The organism is Draconibacterium sediminis (assembly GCF_000949475.1).
In the GTDB taxonomy this organism is placed as follows: domain Bacteria; phylum Bacteroidota; class Bacteroidia; order Bacteroidales; family Prolixibacteraceae; genus Draconibacterium; species Draconibacterium sediminis.
Genome location: NZ_JRHC01000011.1, coordinates 40,409 through 62,945, shown reverse-complemented (window position 1 = coordinate 62,945; position 22,537 = coordinate 40,409). Strand labels below are relative to the sequence as shown.

The window sequence follows — 22,537 nt, the reverse complement described above, 5'->3', positions numbered from 1 at the left end:
AAAATCAGTTGAATTTAGTTCTTCCGAAGTTGAAAAAAATGAAGTAGAACATATAGAAACCAGTGCCTTGAAGGTTTATCCAAATCCATTCTCAGATTGGATTAAGTTTGAATTTGAATCACCTGAAGATACCAATGTAAGGATAGATATTTATGATGTATCTGGAAGAAAGGTTCAAACTATTTTTGAAAATTCCGTTGAAGGAGGACTTTCGTACGATGTTCAATTTATCCCAAGAGATAGAGTGAGTGAAATATATATATATAAGATGAAACTTGGTAATGAGGTCTATAGTGGTAAATTAATTTATAAAAGACATTAGAGATCACCAGATTATCAACTGATTTTTAATATGAATTCTTAAACCATGATGGCTTTCATTGCGGTTTTAATTTGGATGTGGTTGTGAACAAATTTTTGACTTCTTATCTCTACGGGATTAGTTTCCCGTAGAGATTAGCAACACTTCAAATCAATACATTCAGTTAGTAAAAAGTTTAATTGGATAGGGGGTAAATAACCGGTTAAAACTTCACCTGTTTCGTCGTTCACCCAATCATAACTATCTTTCGGAAACGTCCAGCCCTCAAAATTAGTTACTATTTTAGTACTCCTATTTGTTGTATGTTTAGGTAAATTGAAGCCAAAGCGGTCGAATATCCGGTAACCTTTCATTGCAACCAATATATTATCTAAAGCTCGGGCGTAAATCTTTGGTGGTACTTTCAGTTGGCTTTTTTTATACACATCGGGTTCGGTAAATATCTTACTGCCGTATTTTATGGTTTCGATTAATGCGGTTTCTAAGTTGTAAACTGCAATAATTTTTTGAGCTGCTGGATTGGTATATTTATATCTGGTGCTATTTTTATGAGGTATTGGCCGCCACTGTTTTAACCATTCTTTTTTTAATAACTCTGCAACTTCTTTACTTGGAACAATTAGATGATAGTGGGGATTGTATGTTTTCATCTCTGGATTGAAGTTGCACTCCAACGATTTAACACCTACAAGTTTTATTCCTTTGCCCCGTTGGTGTCTTTTTTTGCATCGATTATGAATGCGATCAAAAGCCCTTAGCATTCGTCCCATTCTTTCATAGAGTAGATTTTCTTTGCAGGATTTAACAGTTAGTGTTACAAACTGCACATCCTCCCATTGCGACATAACCGGGTAATATCGCTTAATCATATCGGCTTTACGAATGGCATTGCAAATAGTACAGAATCGGTTTTTACAGTACTTACCGTACATTTTACCATCAGAAACGATAACATTGTTCAGGCAATGGTAAGCATTCCAATATGCCTGTATTCTTTCCGCTTCTCCTTTTTCCTTAGCAACATCAATCAATGACAAAACCATTTTCCGGGTTATTAGTTTTCTTCTGGCTCTATTTGCTAACGGTTTTTGTTCTGAAATATCTGTCCCTTTTCCCGATACCAGAGCGATTGAGGGGATTTGTCCCGTTTTTTGTGTCCCGTTTTCTGCTAATGTATAGATGTGCCCCTCATCAGAAACACGATTGTCTGCTCCTGTTTTCATGGCTTACCTGCGTTTCTGTAAGAAGTCTTGCGCTTCCTTTTGTATCTCTGAATTGGTCCTTTTGCGCCCTTCTTTCAGGTATTGCATTAACTCGGTATTGGAAAAGTGCAATCGTTTGCCTCGCTTCATTACAGGCAATTCGCCACGGCTTACTTTACTGTAAACGGTTGGAACGCAAAGATTAAGAAAGTCGGCTGCTTGCTTAACGGTTAAGAGTTGTTCCGGTGGAGTAGTGGTTTGTTGTGTGCTTGTTTGGAGTAGTAGTTGTTTTAGCTCACTTATTTCTTTGGTAAGCGTCGCCACGGCTTGCGGCAACTGGTCGAATGTTAATGTATTTTCCATTATCGGATTCTTTATTGTTATTGGGTGCAATAAGAATCCGGGGAACGGGTAACATCACGGGGTAACGTCTTGTTTTAGTAGTAGTTTTTTTCGTTTTCTTCTTTTGTATCAGTGATCAGTTTTATGTCATTTTTAGCGGTTTGCAGGGCTTTTTTACTTTTTTTCAAAAAAGGCAAAATATTTTCAATTCTTTCAGGGGGTAACGGCTTTTTGTCGTTTTTGCCGTTAATGCGGTTTTCAATTTCGTAATATTCTTTTCTGAGACTTGATGGCGTTGTTAGCTCGCCCGATGGATTAACTACATTGTTATCCTCGATGAATTTCTCCAATCGTTTAATTTTGTGTCCCTGTTTTGTTCCAGCCTCATCTAAGTAATAAAAAACAATGCTCCAATCGGATACGCTTAATTGATATTCATTGTTAACTGGTTGGTTTTTAATGCTATTAAGAAATTTATCAAATATCTCATAGTTTGAGAGAACAATGTACCAGGCTCGGTAGAGTTTGCCTCCATGATAACCATTCATTTTCCACTTTTTAGCTTCCGGCAGTACAAATAGATTGCATGAGTAACACAGTTTGCCTCCTTGATCTGTTATCGTTACTTGATCGTTATGAAGTATTCTTTCCGAACAAATTCTTGAATCTTGGTTGTTATGGCAATTTTCTTGGCTTATGGGAATCTTGTTTATTTTAGGCACCAAGTATTTATCTTCGTTATAAGTGTCAGCATATCTGTCAAGAGGGGGTAAGGAGAAACTAAAATTGCCAATTGAGTTTATATCGTGTTCATGGAGGTAAGCAATGACTTTTTTTATGCTTAAGTCGTCGCTTTTAAAGATGGACGATGGTGCTTCAATTTCATCATAATCGAATTTGTTGTAACCCTGAATAAATCCATCTCTGTAAGCAAAAATGTGTTCTGCAATTTGATTAATATCAGTCACGAAATTATTTTCTGCTATTAGTCTTCGGTTTCTGATAAGATCGTTCAATCCATCAACTTTGTGAGGGGTTATATAGAATCCATTCCAGTGATTGTAGGGATCATTCAATTCATTATGATTTTCACCAAAATAGTTTTCAAAAGGAATTAGTTCCTTGGTACAAAGATCCTTAACATGAGTTGGTTGTTTAACCTGGTTGTAATAATGTATTAACGCATCTGATTTATAGCCGTTATCTCGGTAATTGAACCGAATTGTGTTTATGGCTTTTCGAATATCTCCAACACTATTATAAACGATTTTTGCATTTTCTGTTTTCTGTTCCGTGTTTTGCTTTGATTGGTTCTCAAATTGTAATAGCAATTTATATTTGTCGATTTCATTTGAGTACCATTGCAGAACATTATCTGCTTCATCATTCTTATTCTGAAGTCTAAAAGCATTCTGTTCTTCAATAAGAAAGACTATTTTCTCCTTTAATCCTTTTATCTGATTACAGATTGATTGTATCCTATCTACGTGCCTTTGGTATAATTGCATAATTGTTGCGGTTTACAGAATTAGTTTTCGTCATTACTTCTTTTTGCTATTAATCAAATAGTCCATTCTGTTTGTCAACGGCTTCCCTTCGTGCTTCGTTTACAATTTTCGCATAAATCTGTGTCGTTGATATTTTCGTGTGTCCTAACAGTTTACTTACTACTTCCAGTGGTACACCCAATGATAGATTAAGGGTGGCGGCTGTATGGCGGCTGCAATGGAAGGTTATCTGTTTTTTATTTTAGCATCCTTTACCCACTGCCTTAATATCTCGTTGGCGTGATCGTTCCGGGGGAGGGCATAGACTAAATCCTCATCTAATGAATCTTCTCTGTCGGGTAGCCACTTAAGAGCTTCGGTACTAACTTGTAAATACATTTGTCCTTGTGTCTTTTTCATTCGAAACAGTAGTTCAGTCGCTCCACTATTATCTTTTCTAAAGTCTTCCCATCTCAATTTCTTGGCATCGCTATAACGTAATCCAGTTAAACTACAAAATAGGTAAACGGCTTTTAATTGTGGATGTTTGCAATCAGTATTAATAAGTTGTTTAAGCTCAGTAACGGTAAGGTATTCGCGTTTTCCTTCTTTAGCTTTTGGTTTATCGGCAACTGAAATTTTATTTGCCGGATTATTTGCAACTACTCCTTCTCGTTCGGCAATACTGAGAATGTAGCAAAATTTATTGTATAACTTATGTTGTGTATTTTCGGATATGAGTGGAGGATTCTTTTTTATTGCTTTATTCTTAGCCGTTTTAAGATAAGAAATAAAACCTTTGATGTAGTCCTCATCAACTTGTGAAAAAGTTGTATTATCACCTTTATATTCTTTAATGTGTCGATTTAATGAAAGCAAGCTGTGATACATGCTTTGCCTGTTTCCGGTTTTGGCTAATTGTTCATCGGCAATTCGTTCAATGTACAAACATAGATTAACTTTCTTGCTTGATTTTGTTTTAAATCCGTGAGATTCGTTTTGGAGTGTAACGATTCTTTGCGCTTTAATTGAATTTGCGAGTGAAAGTGTGTGTGCGTTACTGTCCTTATCGATCAGTGTTTTTTCCGGGATTAGGTATAATCTTAAGAAATCATACTCCCTTTTGCCATCTTTGTAATAATCTAAATAAATACTCTGATTGCCGTTTGCCAGTTTTTTGAATCTTATTCTAACTGGTTCTTTAAGTTTTGGCTTCTTTTTTGTTGCTATTTGTTACCCAACCTTAATTTGTTACCCATCATAAAAGTAACTATAAAAATTGGTAACGAGTAACAAACGGGTAACAAAATAGAGCAAAAATAACTAACAATATTACAAAGTATAATTTATGCTATTACTTGAAAGGATTTTGTAATTGATTGGTTAATAGTGTGTTTTGTTTGTGTTGTGAATTTTTTGTTTTGTTGAAAAAATAGGAATGTAATGTCAAAACCAGTCAGCCCCAGTAGAAATAGTATTACGTTATAATACAGAACGTTGGATTGGTGTTTGTTTGGCTTCGATAACAAACCGGTACAAAAATACGAGGTTCGGTACAGAAACAAAACTGTCAAATCCGGTGCAAATATATTGATTCTGCTTAAATTCTACTATTTTATATTTTTTACGATTGCTATGAAATAATGTTTGTAAAGCCCGGATAGAGATTAAACGCCTCGTAATTAGTAGTTTGAAATTTATTATTGATCCTTACAATTATCTTATAATGTTTCAAACCGTAATTTGGTCAAATGCCGTTTTTAATCTGTTCAATCCTTCCTGTAAAACATCACGCGGACAGGCAATGTTTAGGCGCATAAAACCTTCTCCGGCTGCGCCATAAACCGTTCCTTCGTTAAGCCAAACCTTTCCTTTTTCTATCAGCAATTCGGTTAGTTGCTCCGACTTAATGTTTAAAACAGAAGTGTCGATCCAAACCAAATAAGTGGCTTCAAGTGGTAAAATCGGAAATTGTGGAAAGTTTTCCGAAAAGAAACCTTTTACCAGCAGGTAATTGTCCCACAAGTATGCTCGTAAATCATCCAGCCATTTTTCCGAATCTTCGTGCGTGTAAGCGGCAATCAATCCTTCAACGGCAAACGGACTCACATCGCAAACTTCGTTAATGTTGATCGCTTTATCAATCTTTTTGCGGATCTCAGCGTCGTAGGTTAAAATATTGGCAATCTGTAATCCCGCCAGGTTAAAGGTTTTACTCGGAGCAACACAGGTTACTGAGTTCTTTAAAAACTGTTGGCCCAGCGATGCGAACGGTGTGTGCGTATATCCCGGGTGCACCAAATCGCAATGGATTTCATCAGAAACTACGATTACATTATTTCGGAAACATATCTCACCAACTTTCTCCAGTTCATCCTTGGTCCAAACGCAGCCTGCCGGATTATGCGGGTTGCATAAAAGCATCACTTTAGCTTTCGGATCAGCTGCCTTTTTCTCCAGATCGTTGAAATCGATGGTGTATTTGCCATCTTTGTAGATCAGATCGTTGGAAAAACTTTCGCATTTGTTATTTCGAATCGACGAGAAAAAACAATTGTAAACCGGCTCCTGTACAATTACTTTATCACCGGGTTCGGTAAGAGCCAAAATAGTAGCCGAAATGGCAGGAACCACACCAATTGTGTAAATCATCCATTCTTTTTCGATTGTAAAATTGTGCCGGCGTTTAAACCAGCTGATAACTGCATTGTAATAGGCATCGGGTACTTTGGTGTACCCAAAAATGCCGTGCTGCACGCGATTGGTCAGTGCATCGATAATTGGTTGTGCAGTTTTAAAATCCATATCGGCCACCCACAGCGGAATAATATCGTCGTTGGTTTTTGAATCCCATTTGTATGAATTGGTGCCTCTGCGTACTATTTTTTCGTCGAAATTGTGTTGCATAATTAAATGTTTACTTCGCTTTTCACTTTGAATTTACATCCTCAATTAATCCTTTGCAAGTTTTAGTGGTTGGATTTTCCGGTAAGTTAAACTTCTCCATATCCATTCCAATGGGCCAAAACGGAAATATTTCAGCCATAAATTGCTCAGGATGATTTGGAAACCAAATATAATTACCGCAGCAAAAGTCCAGGCCAGCGGACCAAATTGCTGATCCAGACCAAAACCAACTCCGTAAAAAACAATTATTCCGATTATACTCTGAAACACATAATTGCTGAAAGCTGTTTTACCGACAGCCAGCACCGGGTTCAGAATTGTCTGAATCCACTTCTTTTCGAACAGCAACGCCAGTGACGTCATGTAAGCAAGAGCCAAAGGAAACACCACAAGCGAATCAGCAATGGTATGATACAAACCTTCGATTTGACGCTGATAATAGGCGGTGTCATTTTTCAAAACACCTTCGAGCCAGTAGTTGAGTGGAACAAAAACAATCAATCCAACAATGGTTGCCCTGAACACTACCATTTTGTGCTTCATTATTTTTGAATACAGATTGGTTCGGCCAATATAAAAACCAATCAACATGGCACCCAGTACTTTTGGAATACGGCTTACGGCAAACAAATAAGCAAAACGGTAAGGTGCATCAGCCAGGGTAATTTTAATGTTTGACATGATGGTGGTACTTTCACTTAAAACACCTGTTCTGCTGGTATCCTGATCAATCCAGCCATAGTGTTGATACACTTTTTCTCCAAGGCTGTATAAATAGTCGGAAGGGTAGTTGACCCACGGCCAACTCATCTTCAGAAAATAAAGCAAAACGGGAGACAGAAGCAGGAGAATACCCGTGATTAACAGGGTTCTGTTGGAATAATTCCGGAGTGCTACCAATACAAAACTAACCAATCCGTAAAGAAAAACAATGTCGCCTTCCCAGATAAAAAACATATGCATTCCTCCCAGAAGCATCATAAACCAGAGTCGGCGGCGAAGGAAGCCGGCGGTAGAGGCATCGTCTTTTTTCGAGCGGTTGATCTGAAGTGCTATTCCCCAGCCAAAAAGGATACTGAAGATGGTATAAAATTTACTTTCGATAAAAACGCCTTGCAGCAGGTGAACTATACGATCGATTTCCCCGAAAGTAAACCACCCGCTCACTTGCGGTGAATAAAGCGAGAACCACCTTAAATTGGCGATTAGAATGCCGAAAATCGCGATTCCTCTCAGCAAGTCCATGTAATCAATACGTTCGCGCGAAGAAAGCGGGGTAGGATTGTTACTCATAGTTATTTTCTGACTAACCTTAGTTTGTTAAGTTGCACCAGTGTTACACTTGCAAGAATAAGAACCAGACCGCCAATTTGTATTCCGGTAACCAGTTCGTTTCCCAGCGATACACCGAGTATTATCGCAATTACCGGATTTACATAGGCGTGAGTAGCCACCTCGGCGGCCGGACGAACTTTTAACAACCAGATATATGCGGTGTAGGCGAAAATGGAACCAAAAATAATGAGGTAAACAACCGCTGCCCATGATGAGATTGAAATCTCTTTGGCTTCTATCGTTTTCATTTCTCCAAGCGATGTCGAGAAAATCCAAAACATAATGGAAGCAAATATCATTTGCCAGGCGGCTCCTGCAAATGCATCGGTGCTGGTTTCGCGCATCGAAAAGTATTTGGTGTAAAGCGTACCCAAAGCCCACGATATACACCCGAATATAAGGATGTAGATTCCTATGTTATGAATGTCGGCGATATTTTCGTTCAGATATTGTTCGAGGTATAAAAGTAAAACGCCAAGAAAACCAAGTACGATACCACCGATGGTAAACGGATTTTTAAAGTTCTTTTTCCACATGGGGAAATCGAGCAGCAGTATCCAAATAGTAGTGGAGGACGCGATAATGGCAACCAGGCTGCTGGTTACATAACTTTGCGCCAGCATAATCACCGCCATATCGATAAACAGCAGAACAAGTCCGCTAACTGCCGATTTTTTTACCAGGCTTTTCTCAAATACATTCACCCCTTTGTAATAACGCCATGCCAGCAGAAGAACTCCGGCAATCGAAAAGCGCACTGCACCAAGCAGGAAAGGAGGGAAGTCGTTTAATGCATAACCGATGAAGTAGTAGGTTGAACCCCAAACCACATAAATAAGAAAATAGGCAAAAATGATTTGTATTGATTTCTTGTCGATTTTGTTTAGCATAGTCCTTTAACGTTTACTTCGCTTTGAACTTTGATTTCGCAGCCCCCGGGACTTTTACAGTGTTCGTCGAAGATGATTTCGCCAATGCTGTGTGCTATAATTTCGCCGGTGGAAGGATTTTTTACACTGACAACCGGACTTGAAATTTCGGCTTTTAAGGTGCTGTATTCAAATGCCAGATCGGCATCCTCTTTCATCTTACAGTTTTCAAGCACCAGATTCTGTGCATAACACAAAGGCTGCGTTCCACCAATTACACAGTTAACCAGGCGCAGGTTTTTCGAATGCCAGCCCAGGTATTCACCGTCAATTACCGAGTCGTAAACCGTTACATTCTCGGTATTCCAGAAAGCATCTTTCGAGTTGAGGTGCGAGTTTCGGATTTCAACATTTTTGGCGTACTGAAAACCATAGTTTCCCTGAAGTGTAAGGTTATCAACTTTTATATTCTCGCTGTTTTTAAAGATGTAATCGCCATTGGTCACCTTTACGTCTTCAAATTCAATGTTCCGGCACCACCAGGTACATTCCTGTGCATCGGTTAGTTCTACGTTTTTCAGGTACAATCCGTCAATTTCGCGAAACATTTTTGGGGCTTCCACACGGGTATTTACCATTCGCAGGTCTTTGCAGTACCAAATAGCTGCCCGGCCTCCGGGGGTAAACAAACAGTCCTCAATAATACTGTTTGTATTGTGCCAAAACGGGTATTTCCCGCTAAAAGTACAAGCGGTAGCTATTATGTTGCTTGCTTCTTTAAGGGCCGATTCTCCTATACCGATTTCAACTTTTTTAATGTGTAAACCTTTAGCTGCAAATAAGGGGCGTTCTCCTTCAAAAAATCTGTTTTCTAATAGTTTCATGTTGAATTATGTTCTTAATAACAATATAAGACGCTAATATCTTAATTAGGTTTAAAAATACATCAGTTTTTCTGTCTTTTTTAAGAAATAGTAGATGAGAAGTTGGATTTGATAGTAAATGACAACAGCAGGGTTTGCATTATTTTGCATAAGCAGTAAATTGATGACTAATCGATTAGCGTTGCATAACAATGGCTTGCCTGTAAGGTTTATACCCCTGTTGTAAGGTTTTAACGCGTCCGGCGTGTAGGCTAAGGCCCTTTTGTAGCCATACGAAAGCACCAAGTAGCCTTCAAAAGTACAGTTGTAGCCCTACGAGAGCACCAAATAGCCCTCAAAAGTACCATTGTAGCAGTACGAAAGTAGTTTTGAGAACACGGAGAGGCTTTCGCAGCTCTACGAAAGCAGTAAATAGAACTATTTGATGGCAGCGTACGCCTGCGAAAGCACTAAATAGGACTCTGGGAAGCTTTCGTAGCCCTACGAAAGGACTTTTGAGAACTCGGTGGAGCTATTGTAGCGGTACGAAAGCAGTAATTAGTAGTCGGTGAAACTTTCGCAGTCCTACGAAAGTTTCAAATAGAGCTCCGGGGAGCTCTTGTAGTCAGTTAGTTAGGTTTTTTTTTGAGTTGGTAGGCTTCCTGGAACCCCGCCCACAATAAGGCTAACGGACTAAGAAGGAAATAGACAACATGCGAGGACGTAAACCGGTGTTGTTTTAATTCTTTATTATGCTAACTTTAAAATCCGAATAAAAACCATAGCCGTTGAATACGCGCCCTGAAATAACAAAAGAAAATAGCACTTACAAGATTCAATATTGTATGCCTAAACCTGGTATAATTTCCTGTATATGGAAGTATTGTTCGGTTTTCGTGTACCTATTAACTAGTTAGGCTTAATTTTAAAAACCAGACAGATATGATTTTTAACGAAGACTTTTTTAACGACCTTCCAGTAAATAAATACGAGGCTGGACAGAAGATTTGCAAGGAAATAATTGAACATTATAATTTTCAAGACCAACCCGTCGAGAGATACAATGACTATTCCTCTTATATTGACGCCTATGCTGCATTGGATGCCTTTCTTCAGCACCATGACCTTAACTATGTCATGCCTAAGATTGAAAGTGATAGACATAAAACTATTGAATCTTTACATCGATTCTGTCAAGAAATAAACATTGATTTTGATAAAAAAATATCAACCAGTGAATTTGAAAATGCTAGGAATAAATATAATGGAATCTTCGAGAATGGATTCATTTATAAATTTACAGACGGAGATTTAAGTCGGATTCAAGAATTAATAAATGAATTGAGAGATTCAATTTCATCAAGTCAATTATTCGATGCAAATCACAAAGAAAGACTTTTAAATAAACTTGAGGGACTTCAAAAAGAACTTCACAAAAAAATGTCTTCCATAGATAAATTTTGGGGATTGGTAGGAGATGCAGGAATTGTGTTAGGCAAATTTGGACAAGATGCAAAACCTCTAGTTGACAGGATAAGCGAAATAGCACAAATTATATGGAGAACTCAGGCGAATGCAGAAGAACTGCCAAGTGGCACAAGTCTTCCCCTTCTTAAAAGTAATGAAAAAAAAGCAACTTAAACCTAGGATTGTATATGTCAGGCGGGGGTTTTTGCGGTCTGACTTGTCAGACCTTGCGTCCACTTTCCTGCGGGTCTGACACTCCCGATTGTATCGGGACCGCCCGACCATATGCAAGTGAGCGTTGTGTGTAAGTTTAAAAACGATATGAAATATATAATCAAATCAATATTTATAATTCTTCTTTTACAAGGTTGCTCAACTGACTCTGACAGAATTGAACGCAATCATGAATTATTGAATATTATACTGAAGGACAGATTAACACTTGAATCCAAAACATTTATTATAAAAGAAACGAATGATACAATATCAATTGGCAAAATTATCATGATTGCAAATTCTTACAATAATTTAGAATTTGATACTCTGAATAATAGATTTGGGGTGTTTACTTATCTTACAGTACCTTTAAATCATCCGTTTTATAAAGATTCTGAAGAGTACATTTTTAACCAAATTCAGCATTTACCCGCGACAAATTGGGATACTTCACGCATTCAAATGGATATCGATATTGAAAATCCTCAATTAGAACAAGCAGATAAGAATACAGATGAAATAATGTTTTGGATTGCAACTCACCAAACTAAGAATTATCTGGTTATTAGTGAGCCAATCGAAAATAAGTCTGGAGATGTAACTGTGTCGGCAAAGTTATTTATGGGAAAATATAATATTGACAAAAGTTACTTCATGACAAAAGAAAATAATCAATGGACAATTACTGAAAGTGGAACTGCTATTTCAAAGAATATTAGTAAAATTTATGATGACAGAACAGAAGTTGCTGAAATAATGGTTGGATATTATGATATCTAAAGAAACAAAATTTAAAAGCCAACACACAACACGTGGAATAAGTCATGGCTGGTTTCGTGCGCCCCGAAGCTTCGGGGCGACACGGTCGAATCTCGTCCCCACCTCAGTTTCGGTCGGACTTGTCAGACTCTCGTCTTATCCCCATGACCTCATAGCATCACCGTTGGGCACAATTTAAACCAAGAGATAATTCAAAAAATCATTCAATGCAAAGTATCACATTCATAAGTACAGTCCATAAGCAAATTGGGAAATGCAGTGCCGATGAATTGTGCGAAATCTTAGAAAAAATAACTCCAGAAGTCGTTTTTCTTGAAGCTCTTGAAGATACTTATTCGAAATATCAGCAACATACATTTTCGAATTATGGAGTATTTCATGAAAAACTGGAAATAAGAGCTCTTCAGAAATACAGTAGAATACACCAGTTTGAATATGTTCCTGTGCTTGGAAAAGGACTTCCCAATTCGTTTGAGGAAAAATCCAACCTTGTTTGTCAAAATATTCATTTTCAAAAAATGATAGACAATTTTAATTCCCAGGCTCGTATGCAAGGATTTGATTTTCTAAATAGCGAAGTGAGTATAAAATTAAATGAAGAAATGCGTATATACGAAAATAGTATTTTAATGGATAACGAATTAATTCAAACATTTAATAATGATATAGATAAATATGAAAACTCGATGCTAAGTAATATTTATTCGTTTTGCATGAATACTAAATTTAGGAATGCCGTATTTATGTGTGGCGTTGCTCACAGACAATCTATTATAGATAAAATTGAAACTTACAAAAGCAAAACAAACTTAGATTTTAACTGGGAAATTTATGGACACTAAAATATTAAATAAAAACTACCCCCGCTCGCGCCGATCCGTCAGCCAACGGACGGTGTGTCTTCGGTAGAATTGAAATGAACTAACTTTTCAGCCGTTGACAGAGGTGAGGATTGCAAATTTACTTGAGGCTGATCTTCGATTCGCACCAGTGGAGGCGAGGAGAACATGTACCAACCATTGTGACAATACGACGTATAAGTTCCCTAAAAATAGATTATGAGATTTGAAGAAATATATAAAAGTTCAAAAATTATCCTGACTGAAGGAGCATTAGTTGAAAGGCTGAAATCTGAATTTAATGCAGAGATGGACGAATGCATTAATCATGCAGGATTGATATATACTCATCCGGAATCGCTGGAATCATTATACCGACAATACATTGATATTGGACAGGAATATAATTTACCAATAATGATTATGACTCCGACAAGAAAGGTGAATTTTGAGTCGTTAAAAAATTCTCAGTTCAATGGCAAAAACCTTATTGATGATTCTTGTGCTTTTCTGAACCGAATAAAGAAAAGCTATAACAAATATTCAGAAAAAATCCTTGTTGGGGGATTATTGGGATGCAAAGGAGATGCGTACAGTGGTAAAAAAGTTCTGGGGATAAATGATGCATATCTGTTTCATAAACAACAAACATCACAATTTATAGAAAAAGACATTGATTTTTTATTTGCGGGAATAATGCCTGAAATAAATGAAATTAAAGGTATGGCAAGGGCTATTGCAGAAACTAATATCCCTTATATCATAAGTTTTATGCTAAGAAAAGATGGTTGCTTGATGGATGGAACGGTTTTATCAAAAGCTATTGAAATGATAGATAATGAAGTGTTTCCGAATCCGGTCTGTTACATGACAAATTGTATTCACCCAACAAACTTAATTCATGGCATAATTCAAGATGAAAATAAGAATAGTCAGTTTTTGAAGCGTTTAAAAGGTATTCAATCTAATGCTTCAATTTTGACTCCTGAGGAACTAAACAATTGTAATATACTTCAGCAAGATGATTTCGACCAAATAATTAACGAAATGTGCTTTCTGCGAAATGAGTTTAATTTCAAGATTTTTGGAGGTTGTTGCGGTACGAATGACAAGTTCATAAAATCACTTACAGAAAAATTAACAAGTACTGAGCACAACAACCAATATACGTAAGCCGGGTATTGCAGGTAATTTTATCTTTCCTACATTTACTCAAAATCGCAATGGTTTGATATGTTGAAGTTTGCAGTTGGCTGCACCACATTCAGGTAACCGTTACCAACTATTAAAAAACAGAAAAGATGCCTAAAAAGAACATTTTCATTCTATTAATAATCTCAGTAGTTGCTTGCTCACATGTTTATTCTCAGGAACAAATACTTTATAAGCAGATTGACACTACACGGTTATTTATGGAAGTAATTTATCCCGAAAAGGTTGATTCGGCCAAAGCTTGTCCCGCTATGGTTTTCTTTTTTGGCGGGGGGTGGATAGGTGGAGATAGATCTCAATTCCTGAACCATGCGAAGTATTTTTCGAAAAGAGGTTTGGTCTGTTTTCTGGTTGATTATAGAACCAGAACCAAGAATAATACAACACCTTTTGAATCGCTCAAAGATGCTAAATCTGCTATTCGGTTTATCCGAATAAATTCATCGAATTTTGGAATTGACGCGAATAAAATTATTGCTTCCGGTGGTTCAGCCGGAGGGCATCTTGCGGCTGCAACAGCATTGATAACTGATTATAATGACGATACCGATGATTTGTCAATGAGCTGTATTCCGAATGCCTTAGTGCTTTTTAACCCAGTAATTGATAACGGTCCCGGTGGTTATGGTTATGAGAGAATTGGCGATGAATACAAAAGTTTTTCTCCTCTTCACAACATCAGGAAAGGTGCACCGCCAACAATCTTATTTTTGGGAACGAATGATAATTTAATACCGGTAGAAACTGCCAATTATTACAAAAAAGTAATGGAAAAAGTTGGAAGCATCTGTGAGCTTTATTTATATGAAGGCGAGGGGCATGGATTCTTTAATTATAAAAACTTTGAAAATTATAAGAAAACGGTTTATGAAGCTGATAATTTTCTGCAATCTTTAGGGTATATAGAAAATGATACTTCAATAGAGATTGAATAATAGCAGTTGGAGCAGGCAATACAGCAAAATGTGCGAAATTGGAAAGGTTTTAGCCCGATCAAACTGCATACCGGTTTGATAGGAAAGAAGCTCGCATTCGGCCGTTACAAGCAAACCTAATAAAACCGAAATATGAAAATTAAAACTATTTTTCCGGCAGTATTAACTTGTTTGTTATTGTGTTCTGTATTGGGTTTTGCCCGGGATAAAGCACATCCGAATGTTATTATTATCATTACCGACGATCAGGGCTATGGCGACCTTGGTATTACAGGAAATCCACATGTGCAAACCCCCGTAATCGATAAGTTTGCCACTGAAAGTGTTTGTTTTACTAACTTTTTTGTATCTCCGGTATGTGCTCCAACCCGTTCAAGTCTGATGACCGGGCGCTATTCGTTGCGCACAGGGGTAAGAGATACTTATAACGGTGGAGCAATAATGGCATCAAACGAGCTTACTATTGCCGAAATGCTAAAACAAGCCAATTACAAAACCGGGGTGTTTGGTAAATGGCATTTGGGCGATAATTATCCCAGCAGACCAAGTGATCAGGGTTTTGATGAATCTTTGATCCATCTTTCCGGCGGAATGGGACAAGTTGGCGATATTACAACCTATTTCAAAGGCGATAAGAGTTATTTTGATCCTGTACTTTGGCACAACAATAAAAAAGAAGCCTACGAAGGTTATTGCTCGGATATTTTCGCCGAACAGGCTATGAAATTTATTGAAGAAAATAAAGAATCACCCTTTTTCTGTTATCTCGCTTTTAACGCTCCGCATACTCCTCTGCAGGTTCCTGAAGAGTATTATCAGAAATACAAAGCAATTGACCCGGCCTCTGGTTTCGGGAACGACAACAGGCCCTTTCCGGAAATGACCGAAAAAAATAAAGAGGATGCCCGAAAAGTGTATGCTATGGTTACCAACATCGACGACAATATCGGTAAACTTCTTAAAAAACTGGATGATCTGGATATTGCAGATAATACACTCATTATTTTTATGACTGATAACGGCCCGCAACAAACCCGATATGTAGGGGGCATGCGAGGTCGCAAAGGAGATGTTTGTCAGGGGGGTGTTCGGGTGCCGTTTTATATGCGGTATTCGTCGTTTGAGAAGAATAAAGCTATTGAAACTACGGCTGCTCATATTGATATATTGCCAACACTGGCACAGCTATGCAATGTTCAGTTGCCTGATGATCGGATAATTGATGGTAAAAGTCTGCTTCCGCTAATTGATGGTGAAGAGGTGGATTGGGATAACAGATCATTATTTTTTTACTGGACACGACGTTATCCTGAACTTTACAATAACATGGCACTACGAAAAGGAAATTATAAACTGGTTGGAAAGACAAATTATAATGCCACGGTTAAGGACTTTGAACTGTTCAACCTTGAAACAGATCCGTACGAACAAAAAAATATCGTATCAGAAAATGAAAGTATTGCCAATAAGCTCAAACAAGAACTCGATGAAACCTATAATGAATTAATAAGTTCTGAAAATCTCATCAATCAACCTCGTATTATTATCGGTAGTAAACATGAAAATCCGGTTATCTTAAACAGGAATGATGCCGGAGGACAACGCGGGATCTGGGCTCAGGAAGAAATATACGGCAAATGGAAAGTTAGCATAGAGGAAGGGCATTACGACATAAAATTTAAATTTATAAAGCCTGTTAAAGCCAACGGCAGGATGTATCTGGAAACGAATACCCTGGTAAAACAAATGCTAAATGAAAAAAAGGATACAGATATCATTGAGATGAAAAACGTTTTCTTTTCTGAAATGGATTGCGATTTGATACCATTCTATACTATTGGCTCAAAAAACATATTTCCATTTTGGGTTGAAATGGAAAAGATTGATTAAAACCTGCTTGTAAGAATAAATAAACGCCATTAAAACAGGCGTTTATTCAAACCGTTATCAAACAAAAAGTCCTGTACTGTTTTCGGTGCAGGACTTTTTGTTTTTACTGAATTCCGGGGGTTGTTATTGTTACTATTTCCGTTAATTTTATACTGTTTATTAAACGTTCTAAATCAGCTAAAAAACTAAACCAAAATGCTAAAATTGAATCAGACAAGAATCAGCCGGATCGTTTTATTATTTGCGCTTTTGTTGAGTATGCATGTTAGTGCTCAGCAAAACCGGCCAAACATTTTGTGGATCACCAGCGAAGATAACAGTCCGTATTTAGGGTGTTACGGCGATGCCTTTGCCACTACGCCAACCCTCGACAAACTGGCATCGGACGGATTTCGTTATACCAATGCTTATGCCAACTGCCCGGTTTGTGCACCTGCACGAAATACAATTATTACAGGTGTTTATGCCGCATCGAACGGAAACGAGCCAATGAGAAGCACCTATCCGAAATCGGAACTGGTTATTCCTTATCCGGAGTTACTGAGAAAAGCCGGTTATTACTGCACCAACAATGTAAAAACCGATTATAATTTTAAAGGTGATTACAACAGCATATGGGACGAGTGCAGCCGAAAGGCACATTGGAAAAACTGTCCTGAAGGCAAACCGTTCTTTGCCATATTTAATTTAACAACAACGCACGAAAGCCAGATCTTTCCTTTTATTCCGGATGATGAATTAAGGCACAAACCGGAGGATGTGGTTTTGCCGCCGCATCATCCTGATACAAAAGAGATGCGGCACGATTGGGCGCAGTATTACGACAAAGTGGAGGATATGGATGCGCAGGTTGGCGAACTGTTAAAAGAGCTGGAAGAAAGCGGATTGGCCGATAATACCATTGTATTCTATTATTCCGATCATGGCGGAGTGCTGGCGCGCAGCAAACGTTATATTTTCGAAACCGGAACATGGGTGCCGTTTATTGTTCGTATTCCTGAAAAGTACAAGAACTATTTTCCGGCAGAAAAACCGGGCGATGCCGTTGATCGCAATATCAGTTTTGTGGATCTTGCACCAACATTGCTAAGTATTATCGGAGCCGAAAAACCGGATTACATGCAGGGCAACGCTTTTCTGGGCTATGCAGTTGAGCCCGAGCCCGACTACGTTCATATGACCCGCAGCCGGATGGACGAACGTATTGATATGAGCCGTGCCGTACGAGACAAAAAGTACAGATATATTCGTAATTATATGCCTTTCAGGATTTACCTGCAGCATTTGGCTTATTTGTTTAATGCCCGTTCTGCCCAATCGTGGAAAGATTATTACCTGGCCGGAAAGTGTAACGATTTGCAAAGTATGGCATTTGAAACCAAACCTGTTGAAGAGCTTTACAATACGGAGAACGATCCGAACGAACTGTATAATCTGGCCGGCGATCCTGTTTATAAAGACGTGCTGGAACGTATGCGAAAAGAGAATGTCCGTTGGATGAAAGAGATAAGGGATGTGGCGCTGATACCAGAAACAGAATATGTGAAAAGGGCAGGAGACGGATCGATGTACGATTACATGCGGTCTGAGGCTTGTCCGTTTGATGAATTGCTGGCAGCTGCAGAACTGGCAACTCAGCCGGGTAACGAATCGATTCAAGACTACATCAAGTTACTTAAACATGAGGATTCAGCAATACGTTACTGGGGGGCTACCGGCTTATTGATTCATATTGATAATGCGGAACCGGCATTGCCGGCACTAAAAGCTGCGGCCGATGAAGAGGCAGCTGCTACAGCCGTTTTAATTGGTGAATCATTGTTTCACCTCGGAGAAAAAGAACTGGCAGAAAAGATCTACTTGCGGATTCTTAAGGATGAGAAAAGTACGATGATGGAGCGTACCTGGGTGTTGAACAGTGTTGAAGCTGTTGATTTTGAGAGTCCGGCCATTGAAAAATGGATAACTGATTTTTACACAAACAGAAATGAGGAATCACAAGGAAATAAAATGTACGAAAATTACCTTTTGCGATGTGTAGAATGGGCTGTGCAAAATGAACAGTAATTTAATAAATGAGTGAAAGGATTTAATTTAAAATTGGTGTTAATAAATCTGACTGAAGTGAAAAAAGCATACCAATTTTATTCAAACAATAGAGGTAATCGTTTGTTTTAAGTCGGGGAATCATAGTTTGGTAAATAAAATTGAATTATGAAATATTTTTTGTTGATTCTGTTGTTTAGCGGTTTGTTGTTTTTCTCGTTTTTGGGAGGAACAAGTGTTTTTCAGCGGGCAGAAGCGCGAAATGCCGAATGTGCCCGCGAAATGATGGAAAATAAAGAGTGGATTGTTCCAACTTTTAACGGAGAACTTCGCACGGATAAACCGGCAATGGAATATTACGGAATGATGGCCGGGTATTATTTATTAGGTGTAAACGAAGCCGGTGCCCGGTTTTTCTCGGCTTTGTGTGGTTTATTGGTTGTGCTGGCAACTTTCTGGATTGCACGACGCCACTGGAGCGAGAAAGCTGCGTGGTGGTCGGCTTTAACCATGCTGGCTTCCATGCATCTCATAATCCAGTTCCGGCTGGCCACACCCGATCCATATCTCATTCTTTGTCACACGCTTTCCATATACTTTTTTTATGAAGGCTCGCATTCGCGCAAATGGAAATGGTTTGCTTTGACGTATATTTTCCTGGGATTAGGAATTTTTGCCAAAGGGCCGGTTGGTTTGTTGTTGCCGGGATTAACCATTTTGCTGTTTATGCTGGTAACAAAAACATTTACCTGGAAACGAATTCTGGAACAAAAACCTTGGTGGGGAATTTTGCTGATTTCTGCCGTGGCTTTACCATGGTACTTCGCAGTACATGTAAAAACCGGTGGAGAATGGACACGTATTTTCTTTTTCGAGCATAATTTAAATCGGTTTGATTCCGGCTTAAGCGGGCATCACGCACCGTTTGTAATGCCATTTATCTTTGTGTTGGCAGGATTACTTCCATTTTCAGTATTCGGCGTTCGTGCTTTTAAGGAAACGTGGCAGCAACGAAAAAATAATTCGTTGATGGTGTTAGCCGCTTTATCAACATTGGTTGTAGTGGGGTTTTATGCCCTGTCGCAAACCAAGCTGATAAATTATACTTCGCCGGCCTATCCTTTTTTGAGTTTGATGATTGGGAATACTATTGCAGGACTTATTAGTCATTCTGAATCGCTTCGCAAAACGAAGATCGAAACGCTTATAATGGTGTTTTTGGCCCTGTTACTACCAATTGCAGTATTCTTCTTTATGAAATATTCCCCGCTGCAAAATGTGGATTGGATCGCCTGGTTTATGGTTGCAATGCCTATTGGTGGAATTGTTGCTTTGTTTTTAAGAAAAAAATCTTCAGAGAATGGATTGCTTGCGATTGCTGCTGCTTTTATGGTAACTACATTTATTGTTTTTTGGAAGCCTTTTCAGGTTTTGGATGATCAATCACCGGTTCATAAATATGGCGAAATTGTAAGCGCTCATAACGAGGTGGTTGCCTACAAAGACTTCCACCATGCGTTTGCTTTTTATGCGCACGGTAAAATTCCTGTGTTTCAAGATGAGAAGAATTTAATAGACTACCTGGCCAGTCATGAAGATGTATTGGTATTGAGTAGAAACTATGATTTGAGCTATATGGATGAGATTCCGGAATTAGAGTGCCTTGGTAAAGGACAAGACCTGTTTAGCCGAAAGTCGACCGGGGTTTACCATAAGCACTAGACTGTCTTCGACAACTCATTCAGTTATTATTTCTTCATCTTTTTAAACCACATGTATTCGCCTTTTTGGTAATACTGGTCTTTTAGTTCCGGGTTTTGCTCCAACTCGTCGGATGTATATGGTTTATGAGGAACAAGAACATCGTCGCCTGGTTGCCAATCCATTGGTGTTAGCACATTCTCTTTTTGTGTAAGTTGCAATGCTTCAACTGTTCGCAGTATTTCATCCATATTCCGTCCAACATTCATCGGGTAAAATGAAATGGCCTGAATGATATTGTCCGGGTCAATAATAAATACACCTCTAACATCCCTTTTGTCGTTTGCCGAATGATGCAACATGCCGTACTTTTTCGATACTTCTCCCGAAAGATCAGCTACAATAGGGTATTCAATTTTTGTAGTTGTGCCTTCATCTTTAAGCACCCTTTCCATAAATTCTTTCCACAATAAATGTCTGTCGATTTCATCAATTGAGACCACGGCTACTTTTACACCCAATGCATTCAACTTTTCCTGGTTACGGGCAAGACCGCACAACTCTGAAGTACAAACAGCTGTAAAATCCAGCGGATGGCTGAATAATATTTTCCAGTTGGTGCCAAAATCCTCCGGAAAGTTCAATATTCCGTTTGTTGATTTTTCGGTAAATGAAGGTGCTTTATCTCCAATCAACGGAGCCTTTTTGTCTTTTGACCAGCTTGTTATTGAAATAAGTACGATCAGAAAAGTTAATGCAAGTTGTTTCATAATTCTCAGCAATTAGTTGTTTTATCCGTTTATACAGTTATTGTATTCTTAATCAATAACATATTTATAAAATGAAGGTTTGTTAACGGGGTGTTATTTTCAATAATTAATGAATATCAGTAGGTTATTTTGTAACTTGTTTGGTAAACCAAAAATGAACGGCTATAAAAAAGTATTTAATCACCGGATTATTTTTCCTGTTGCTGGTTGTTGCCGGTAATGCACAAGGAACTTACTCTATAAGAAATCTGCAACGGGCTTCGAGTGAGGAACTTAACCTGTATTACCAAAAAGCGATGAACCTGGAACGAATGGGCGAAACTTTGGCAATAACAGGAGCAGCAGCAGGATTATTAGGAATTTTGGGCGGAGCTGCACTAAATGATGACTGTTCGTCGGGAGAAACAAGTGTATTGTGTGTAACAGCGGCTACTTTAATGGCCGGTGGAGTAGCAGCCACCATAATTGGATTTACGATGTACATGACCGGTATATCGCGCATCGATAGAATTCGTAAAGTTCAATTCACCGATTCCTTTCAGTTGGAGGTTATTCCTGGCGGATTCTATTGTTCGCATCCACAAAGTTACCCAACCGGAATAACGCTCCGTATTAGTTTTTAAAGCAAGGGGATTTTCATTTATTCAAAAACCCATTATTATTTATTTATAATGTCGTTAAACTGATCGATTGGCAATATTCGTGGCTGATAATCAATGCCTCTATTATTCAGGTCGCGCACAAAAGCCCTCAGGTGATTTTCCGAACCACTAAGCAGATTTTCGTAAACCTGCATAATATTTGGTACACCGGTGGCCCCTGCCAGGATCGCAATATCTTCAATATCAGTTTCCTCAATAAGGGCACCTACTACCAATGCCGAATCCAGGTTAATAGCTCCCAGTGTCATTAACTCATCGAAAAGTGCATCAAGCGATGGATCCGCAAATTCTCCAATTATGTCGATAAACGGGTCCTGCAGTTCGTAGTAGTTCAACAGCTTCAAAATGGCATCGGTATGAACCTGTTCGCTTTGTGAAATATTGTCAAAAATCTGGTGCTCATACTTCGCGTATAAACTTAGGTAAGCATCGCGCGCAAGCTTTTCTTCTTCCCGCATAAATATTATACCCATACTATCGACATCTGTTAATGTTGGAACCGACAACACCGCACTGTTTTTTAGAGACTCTTCTTCCGTATTTTCGGAAAACGTTAGGTCATCATTCTTTTGACTATCAGAGCAAGCTGAAAACACCAGCACAATAGCAAGAATGGCAATTTGCAATAACAATTGTTTTGTTTTCATGACATGTATTTTAAGATGATATCATCTGAAGCCGCACAGTAAATT

21 protein-coding genes and 1 pseudogene are annotated in these 22,537 nt (G+C 38.4%); 10 read left to right on the top strand and 12 right to left on the bottom strand.

Going from position 1 to position 22,537, the window contains the following annotated elements; all coding sequences use genetic code 11:
• Positions 1-322 (top strand): T9SS type A sorting domain-containing protein (locus LH29_RS23355; RefSeq protein WP_045033845.1); only part of this gene is annotated, 322 nt, incomplete at its 5' end.
• 134 nt (positions 323-456) lie between these two features.
• Here LH29_RS23355 and LH29_RS23350 read toward each other — a convergent pair.
• The 10 genes and pseudogenes from LH29_RS23350 to LH29_RS23315 all read right to left on the bottom strand — a co-directional run bounded on the left by LH29_RS23350 (position 457) and on the right by LH29_RS23315 (position 9,348).
• Positions 457-1,545, bottom strand: coding sequence for a protein rep (locus tag LH29_RS23350; RefSeq protein ID WP_045033844.1), 1,089 nt, complete (start codon positions 1,543-1,545; stop codon positions 457-459).
• A 3-nt stretch (positions 1,546-1,548) separates the two neighbouring features.
• Entirely contained in the window at positions 1,549-1,887 is a 339-nt protein-coding gene (locus LH29_RS23345; protein WP_045033841.1) for a helix-turn-helix domain-containing protein, read from the bottom strand.
• A gap of 74 nt (positions 1,888-1,961) precedes the next feature.
• Positions 1,962-3,374, bottom strand: coding sequence for a hypothetical protein (locus tag LH29_RS23340; RefSeq protein WP_045033839.1), 1,413 nt, complete (start codon positions 3,372-3,374; stop codon positions 1,962-1,964).
• A 49-nt stretch (positions 3,375-3,423) separates the two neighbouring features.
• On the bottom strand, positions 3,424-3,555 hold the full coding sequence (locus LH29_RS25080) for a hypothetical protein (protein ID WP_316932504.1): 132 nt from the start codon (positions 3,553-3,555) through the stop codon (positions 3,424-3,426).
• 44 nt (positions 3,556-3,599) lie between these two features.
• Positions 3,600-4,301, bottom strand: a complete 702-nt coding sequence (locus LH29_RS25075) for a phage integrase SAM-like domain-containing protein (protein ID WP_198152567.1) — start codon at positions 4,299-4,301, stop codon at positions 3,600-3,602.
• 72 nt (positions 4,302-4,373) lie between these two features.
• Positions 4,374-4,541 (bottom strand): annotated as a pseudogene (locus LH29_RS25195) (Arm DNA-binding domain-containing protein); the annotation flags it as partial.
• A gap of 543 nt (positions 4,542-5,084) precedes the next feature.
• Positions 5,085-6,260: a MalY/PatB family protein gene (locus LH29_RS23330; protein ID WP_045033838.1), complete on the bottom strand. Its 1,176-nt coding sequence runs from the start codon at positions 6,258-6,260 to the stop codon at positions 5,085-5,087.
• Between the two features lie 45 nt (positions 6,261-6,305).
• Positions 6,306-7,553, bottom strand: coding sequence for a DUF418 domain-containing protein (locus LH29_RS23325; RefSeq protein ID WP_045033836.1), 1,248 nt, complete (start codon positions 7,551-7,553; stop codon positions 6,306-6,308).
• Positions 7,554-7,555: 2 nt separating this feature from the next.
• Positions 7,556-8,485 (bottom strand): EamA family transporter, encoded by a 930-nt coding sequence (locus LH29_RS23320; protein WP_045033835.1) that lies wholly within the window; start codon positions 8,483-8,485, stop codon positions 7,556-7,558.
• Positions 8,479-9,348, bottom strand: coding sequence for a DUF3737 family protein (locus LH29_RS23315; RefSeq protein WP_045033833.1), 870 nt, complete (start codon positions 9,346-9,348; stop codon positions 8,479-8,481). The genes LH29_RS23320 and LH29_RS23315 overlap by 7 nt, the downstream gene beginning before the upstream one ends.
• A 921-nt stretch (positions 9,349-10,269) precedes the next feature.
• On the opposite strand from LH29_RS23315, the gene LH29_RS24200 reads away from it, so the two are divergent.
• The 8 genes from LH29_RS24200 to LH29_RS23275 all read left to right on the top strand — a co-directional run bounded on the left by LH29_RS24200 (position 10,270) and on the right by LH29_RS23275 (position 20,434).
• Positions 10,270-10,968: a hypothetical protein gene (locus LH29_RS24200; RefSeq protein ID WP_052671210.1), complete on the top strand. Its 699-nt coding sequence runs from the start codon at positions 10,270-10,272 to the stop codon at positions 10,966-10,968.
• A 147-nt stretch (positions 10,969-11,115) separates the two neighbouring features.
• Positions 11,116-11,790 carry a hypothetical protein gene (locus LH29_RS23305; RefSeq protein WP_157493815.1) on the top strand — a complete coding sequence of 225 codons (675 nt, stop codon included), beginning with the start codon at positions 11,116-11,118 and terminating at the stop codon, positions 11,788-11,790.
• Positions 11,791-11,996: 206 nt separating this feature from the next.
• Complete coding sequence (locus LH29_RS23300; RefSeq protein ID WP_045033829.1) at positions 11,997-12,632, top strand: hypothetical protein; 636 nt, start codon at positions 11,997-11,999, stop codon at positions 12,630-12,632.
• Positions 12,633-12,848: 216 nt separating this feature from the next.
• On the top strand, positions 12,849-13,802 hold the full coding sequence (locus LH29_RS23295; protein WP_045033828.1) for a homocysteine S-methyltransferase family protein: 954 nt from the start codon (positions 12,849-12,851) through the stop codon (positions 13,800-13,802).
• 239 nt (positions 13,803-14,041) lie between these two features.
• Positions 14,042-14,776, top strand: coding sequence for an alpha/beta hydrolase (locus tag LH29_RS23290; protein ID WP_157493816.1), 735 nt, complete (start codon positions 14,042-14,044; stop codon positions 14,774-14,776).
• A gap of 132 nt (positions 14,777-14,908) precedes the next feature.
• Positions 14,909-16,666, top strand: a complete 1,758-nt coding sequence (locus tag LH29_RS23285; protein WP_052671209.1) for an arylsulfatase — start codon at positions 14,909-14,911, stop codon at positions 16,664-16,666.
• 195 nt (positions 16,667-16,861) lie between these two features.
• Entirely contained in the window at positions 16,862-18,733 is a 1,872-nt protein-coding gene (locus LH29_RS23280) for a sulfatase family protein (protein WP_198152566.1), read from the top strand.
• A gap of 147 nt (positions 18,734-18,880) precedes the next feature.
• Positions 18,881-20,434 carry an ArnT family glycosyltransferase gene (locus tag LH29_RS23275; protein WP_045033826.1) on the top strand — a complete coding sequence of 518 codons (1,554 nt, stop codon included), beginning with the start codon at positions 18,881-18,883 and terminating at the stop codon, positions 20,432-20,434.
• Positions 20,435-20,460: 26 nt separating this feature from the next.
• On the opposite strand, the gene LH29_RS23270 is transcribed toward LH29_RS23275, so the two are convergent.
• The gene (locus LH29_RS23270) at positions 20,461-21,183 is read right to left on the bottom strand and encodes a peroxiredoxin (RefSeq protein ID WP_052671207.1); all 723 of its coding nucleotides are present in this window, start codon (positions 21,181-21,183) and stop codon (positions 20,461-20,463) included.
• A 296-nt stretch (positions 21,184-21,479) separates the two neighbouring features.
• On the opposite strand from LH29_RS23270, the gene LH29_RS23265 reads away from it, so the two are divergent.
• A complete protein-coding gene (locus LH29_RS23265) occupies positions 21,480-21,806 on the top strand; it encodes a hypothetical protein (protein WP_157493814.1) in 327 nt (108 codons plus the stop codon).
• A gap of 35 nt (positions 21,807-21,841) precedes the next feature.
• Here LH29_RS23265 and LH29_RS23260 read toward each other — a convergent pair whose 3' ends face one another.
• Positions 21,842-22,492: a DUF2202 domain-containing protein gene (locus LH29_RS23260; RefSeq protein ID WP_052671206.1), complete on the bottom strand. Its 651-nt coding sequence runs from the start codon at positions 22,490-22,492 to the stop codon at positions 21,842-21,844.
• Positions 22,493-22,537: the final 45 nt, after the last annotated feature.

Bases quoted from the DNA above. Each gene is read 5' to 3' on its own strand.
- LH29_RS23315 (WP_045033833.1), bottom strand. From the start codon at position 9,348: ATGAAACTATTAGAAAACAGATTTTTTGAAGGAGAACGCCCCTTATTT.
- LH29_RS23350 (WP_045033844.1), bottom strand. From the start codon at position 1,545: ATGAAAACAGGAGCAGACAATCGTGTTTCTGATGAGGGGCACATCTAT.
- LH29_RS23285 (WP_052671209.1), top strand. From the start codon at position 14,909: ATGAAAATTAAAACTATTTTTCCGGCAGTATTAACTTGTTTGTTATTG.
- LH29_RS23340 (WP_045033839.1), bottom strand. From the start codon at position 3,374: ATGCAATTATACCAAAGGCACGTAGATAGGATACAATCAATCTGTAAT.
- LH29_RS23280 (WP_198152566.1), top strand. From the start codon at position 16,862: ATGCTAAAATTGAATCAGACAAGAATCAGCCGGATCGTTTTATTATTT.
- LH29_RS23320 (WP_045033835.1), bottom strand. From the start codon at position 8,485: ATGCTAAACAAAATCGACAAGAAATCAATACAAATCATTTTTGCCTAT.
- LH29_RS23330 (WP_045033838.1), bottom strand. From the start codon at position 6,260: ATGCAACACAATTTCGACGAAAAAATAGTACGCAGAGGCACCAATTCA.
- LH29_RS23260 (WP_052671206.1), bottom strand. From the start codon at position 22,492: ATGAAAACAAAACAATTGTTATTGCAAATTGCCATTCTTGCTATTGTG.
- LH29_RS23270 (WP_052671207.1), bottom strand. From the start codon at position 21,183: ATGAAACAACTTGCATTAACTTTTCTGATCGTACTTATTTCAATAACA.
- LH29_RS23290 (WP_157493816.1), top strand. From the start codon at position 14,042: ATGGAAGTAATTTATCCCGAAAAGGTTGATTCGGCCAAAGCTTGTCCC.
- LH29_RS23295 (WP_045033828.1), top strand. From the start codon at position 12,849: ATGAGATTTGAAGAAATATATAAAAGTTCAAAAATTATCCTGACTGAA.
- LH29_RS23275 (WP_045033826.1), top strand. From the start codon at position 18,881: ATGAAATATTTTTTGTTGATTCTGTTGTTTAGCGGTTTGTTGTTTTTC.
- LH29_RS23265 (WP_157493814.1), top strand. From the start codon at position 21,480: ATGAACCTGGAACGAATGGGCGAAACTTTGGCAATAACAGGAGCAGCA.
- LH29_RS23305 (WP_157493815.1), top strand. From the start codon at position 11,116: ATGAAATATATAATCAAATCAATATTTATAATTCTTCTTTTACAAGGT.
- LH29_RS23300 (WP_045033829.1), top strand. From the start codon at position 11,997: ATGCAAAGTATCACATTCATAAGTACAGTCCATAAGCAAATTGGGAAA.
- LH29_RS23325 (WP_045033836.1), bottom strand. From the start codon at position 7,553: ATGAGTAACAATCCTACCCCGCTTTCTTCGCGCGAACGTATTGATTAC.
- LH29_RS24200 (WP_052671210.1), top strand. From the start codon at position 10,270: ATGATTTTTAACGAAGACTTTTTTAACGACCTTCCAGTAAATAAATAC.
- LH29_RS23345 (WP_045033841.1), bottom strand. From the start codon at position 1,887: ATGGAAAATACATTAACATTCGACCAGTTGCCGCAAGCCGTGGCGACG.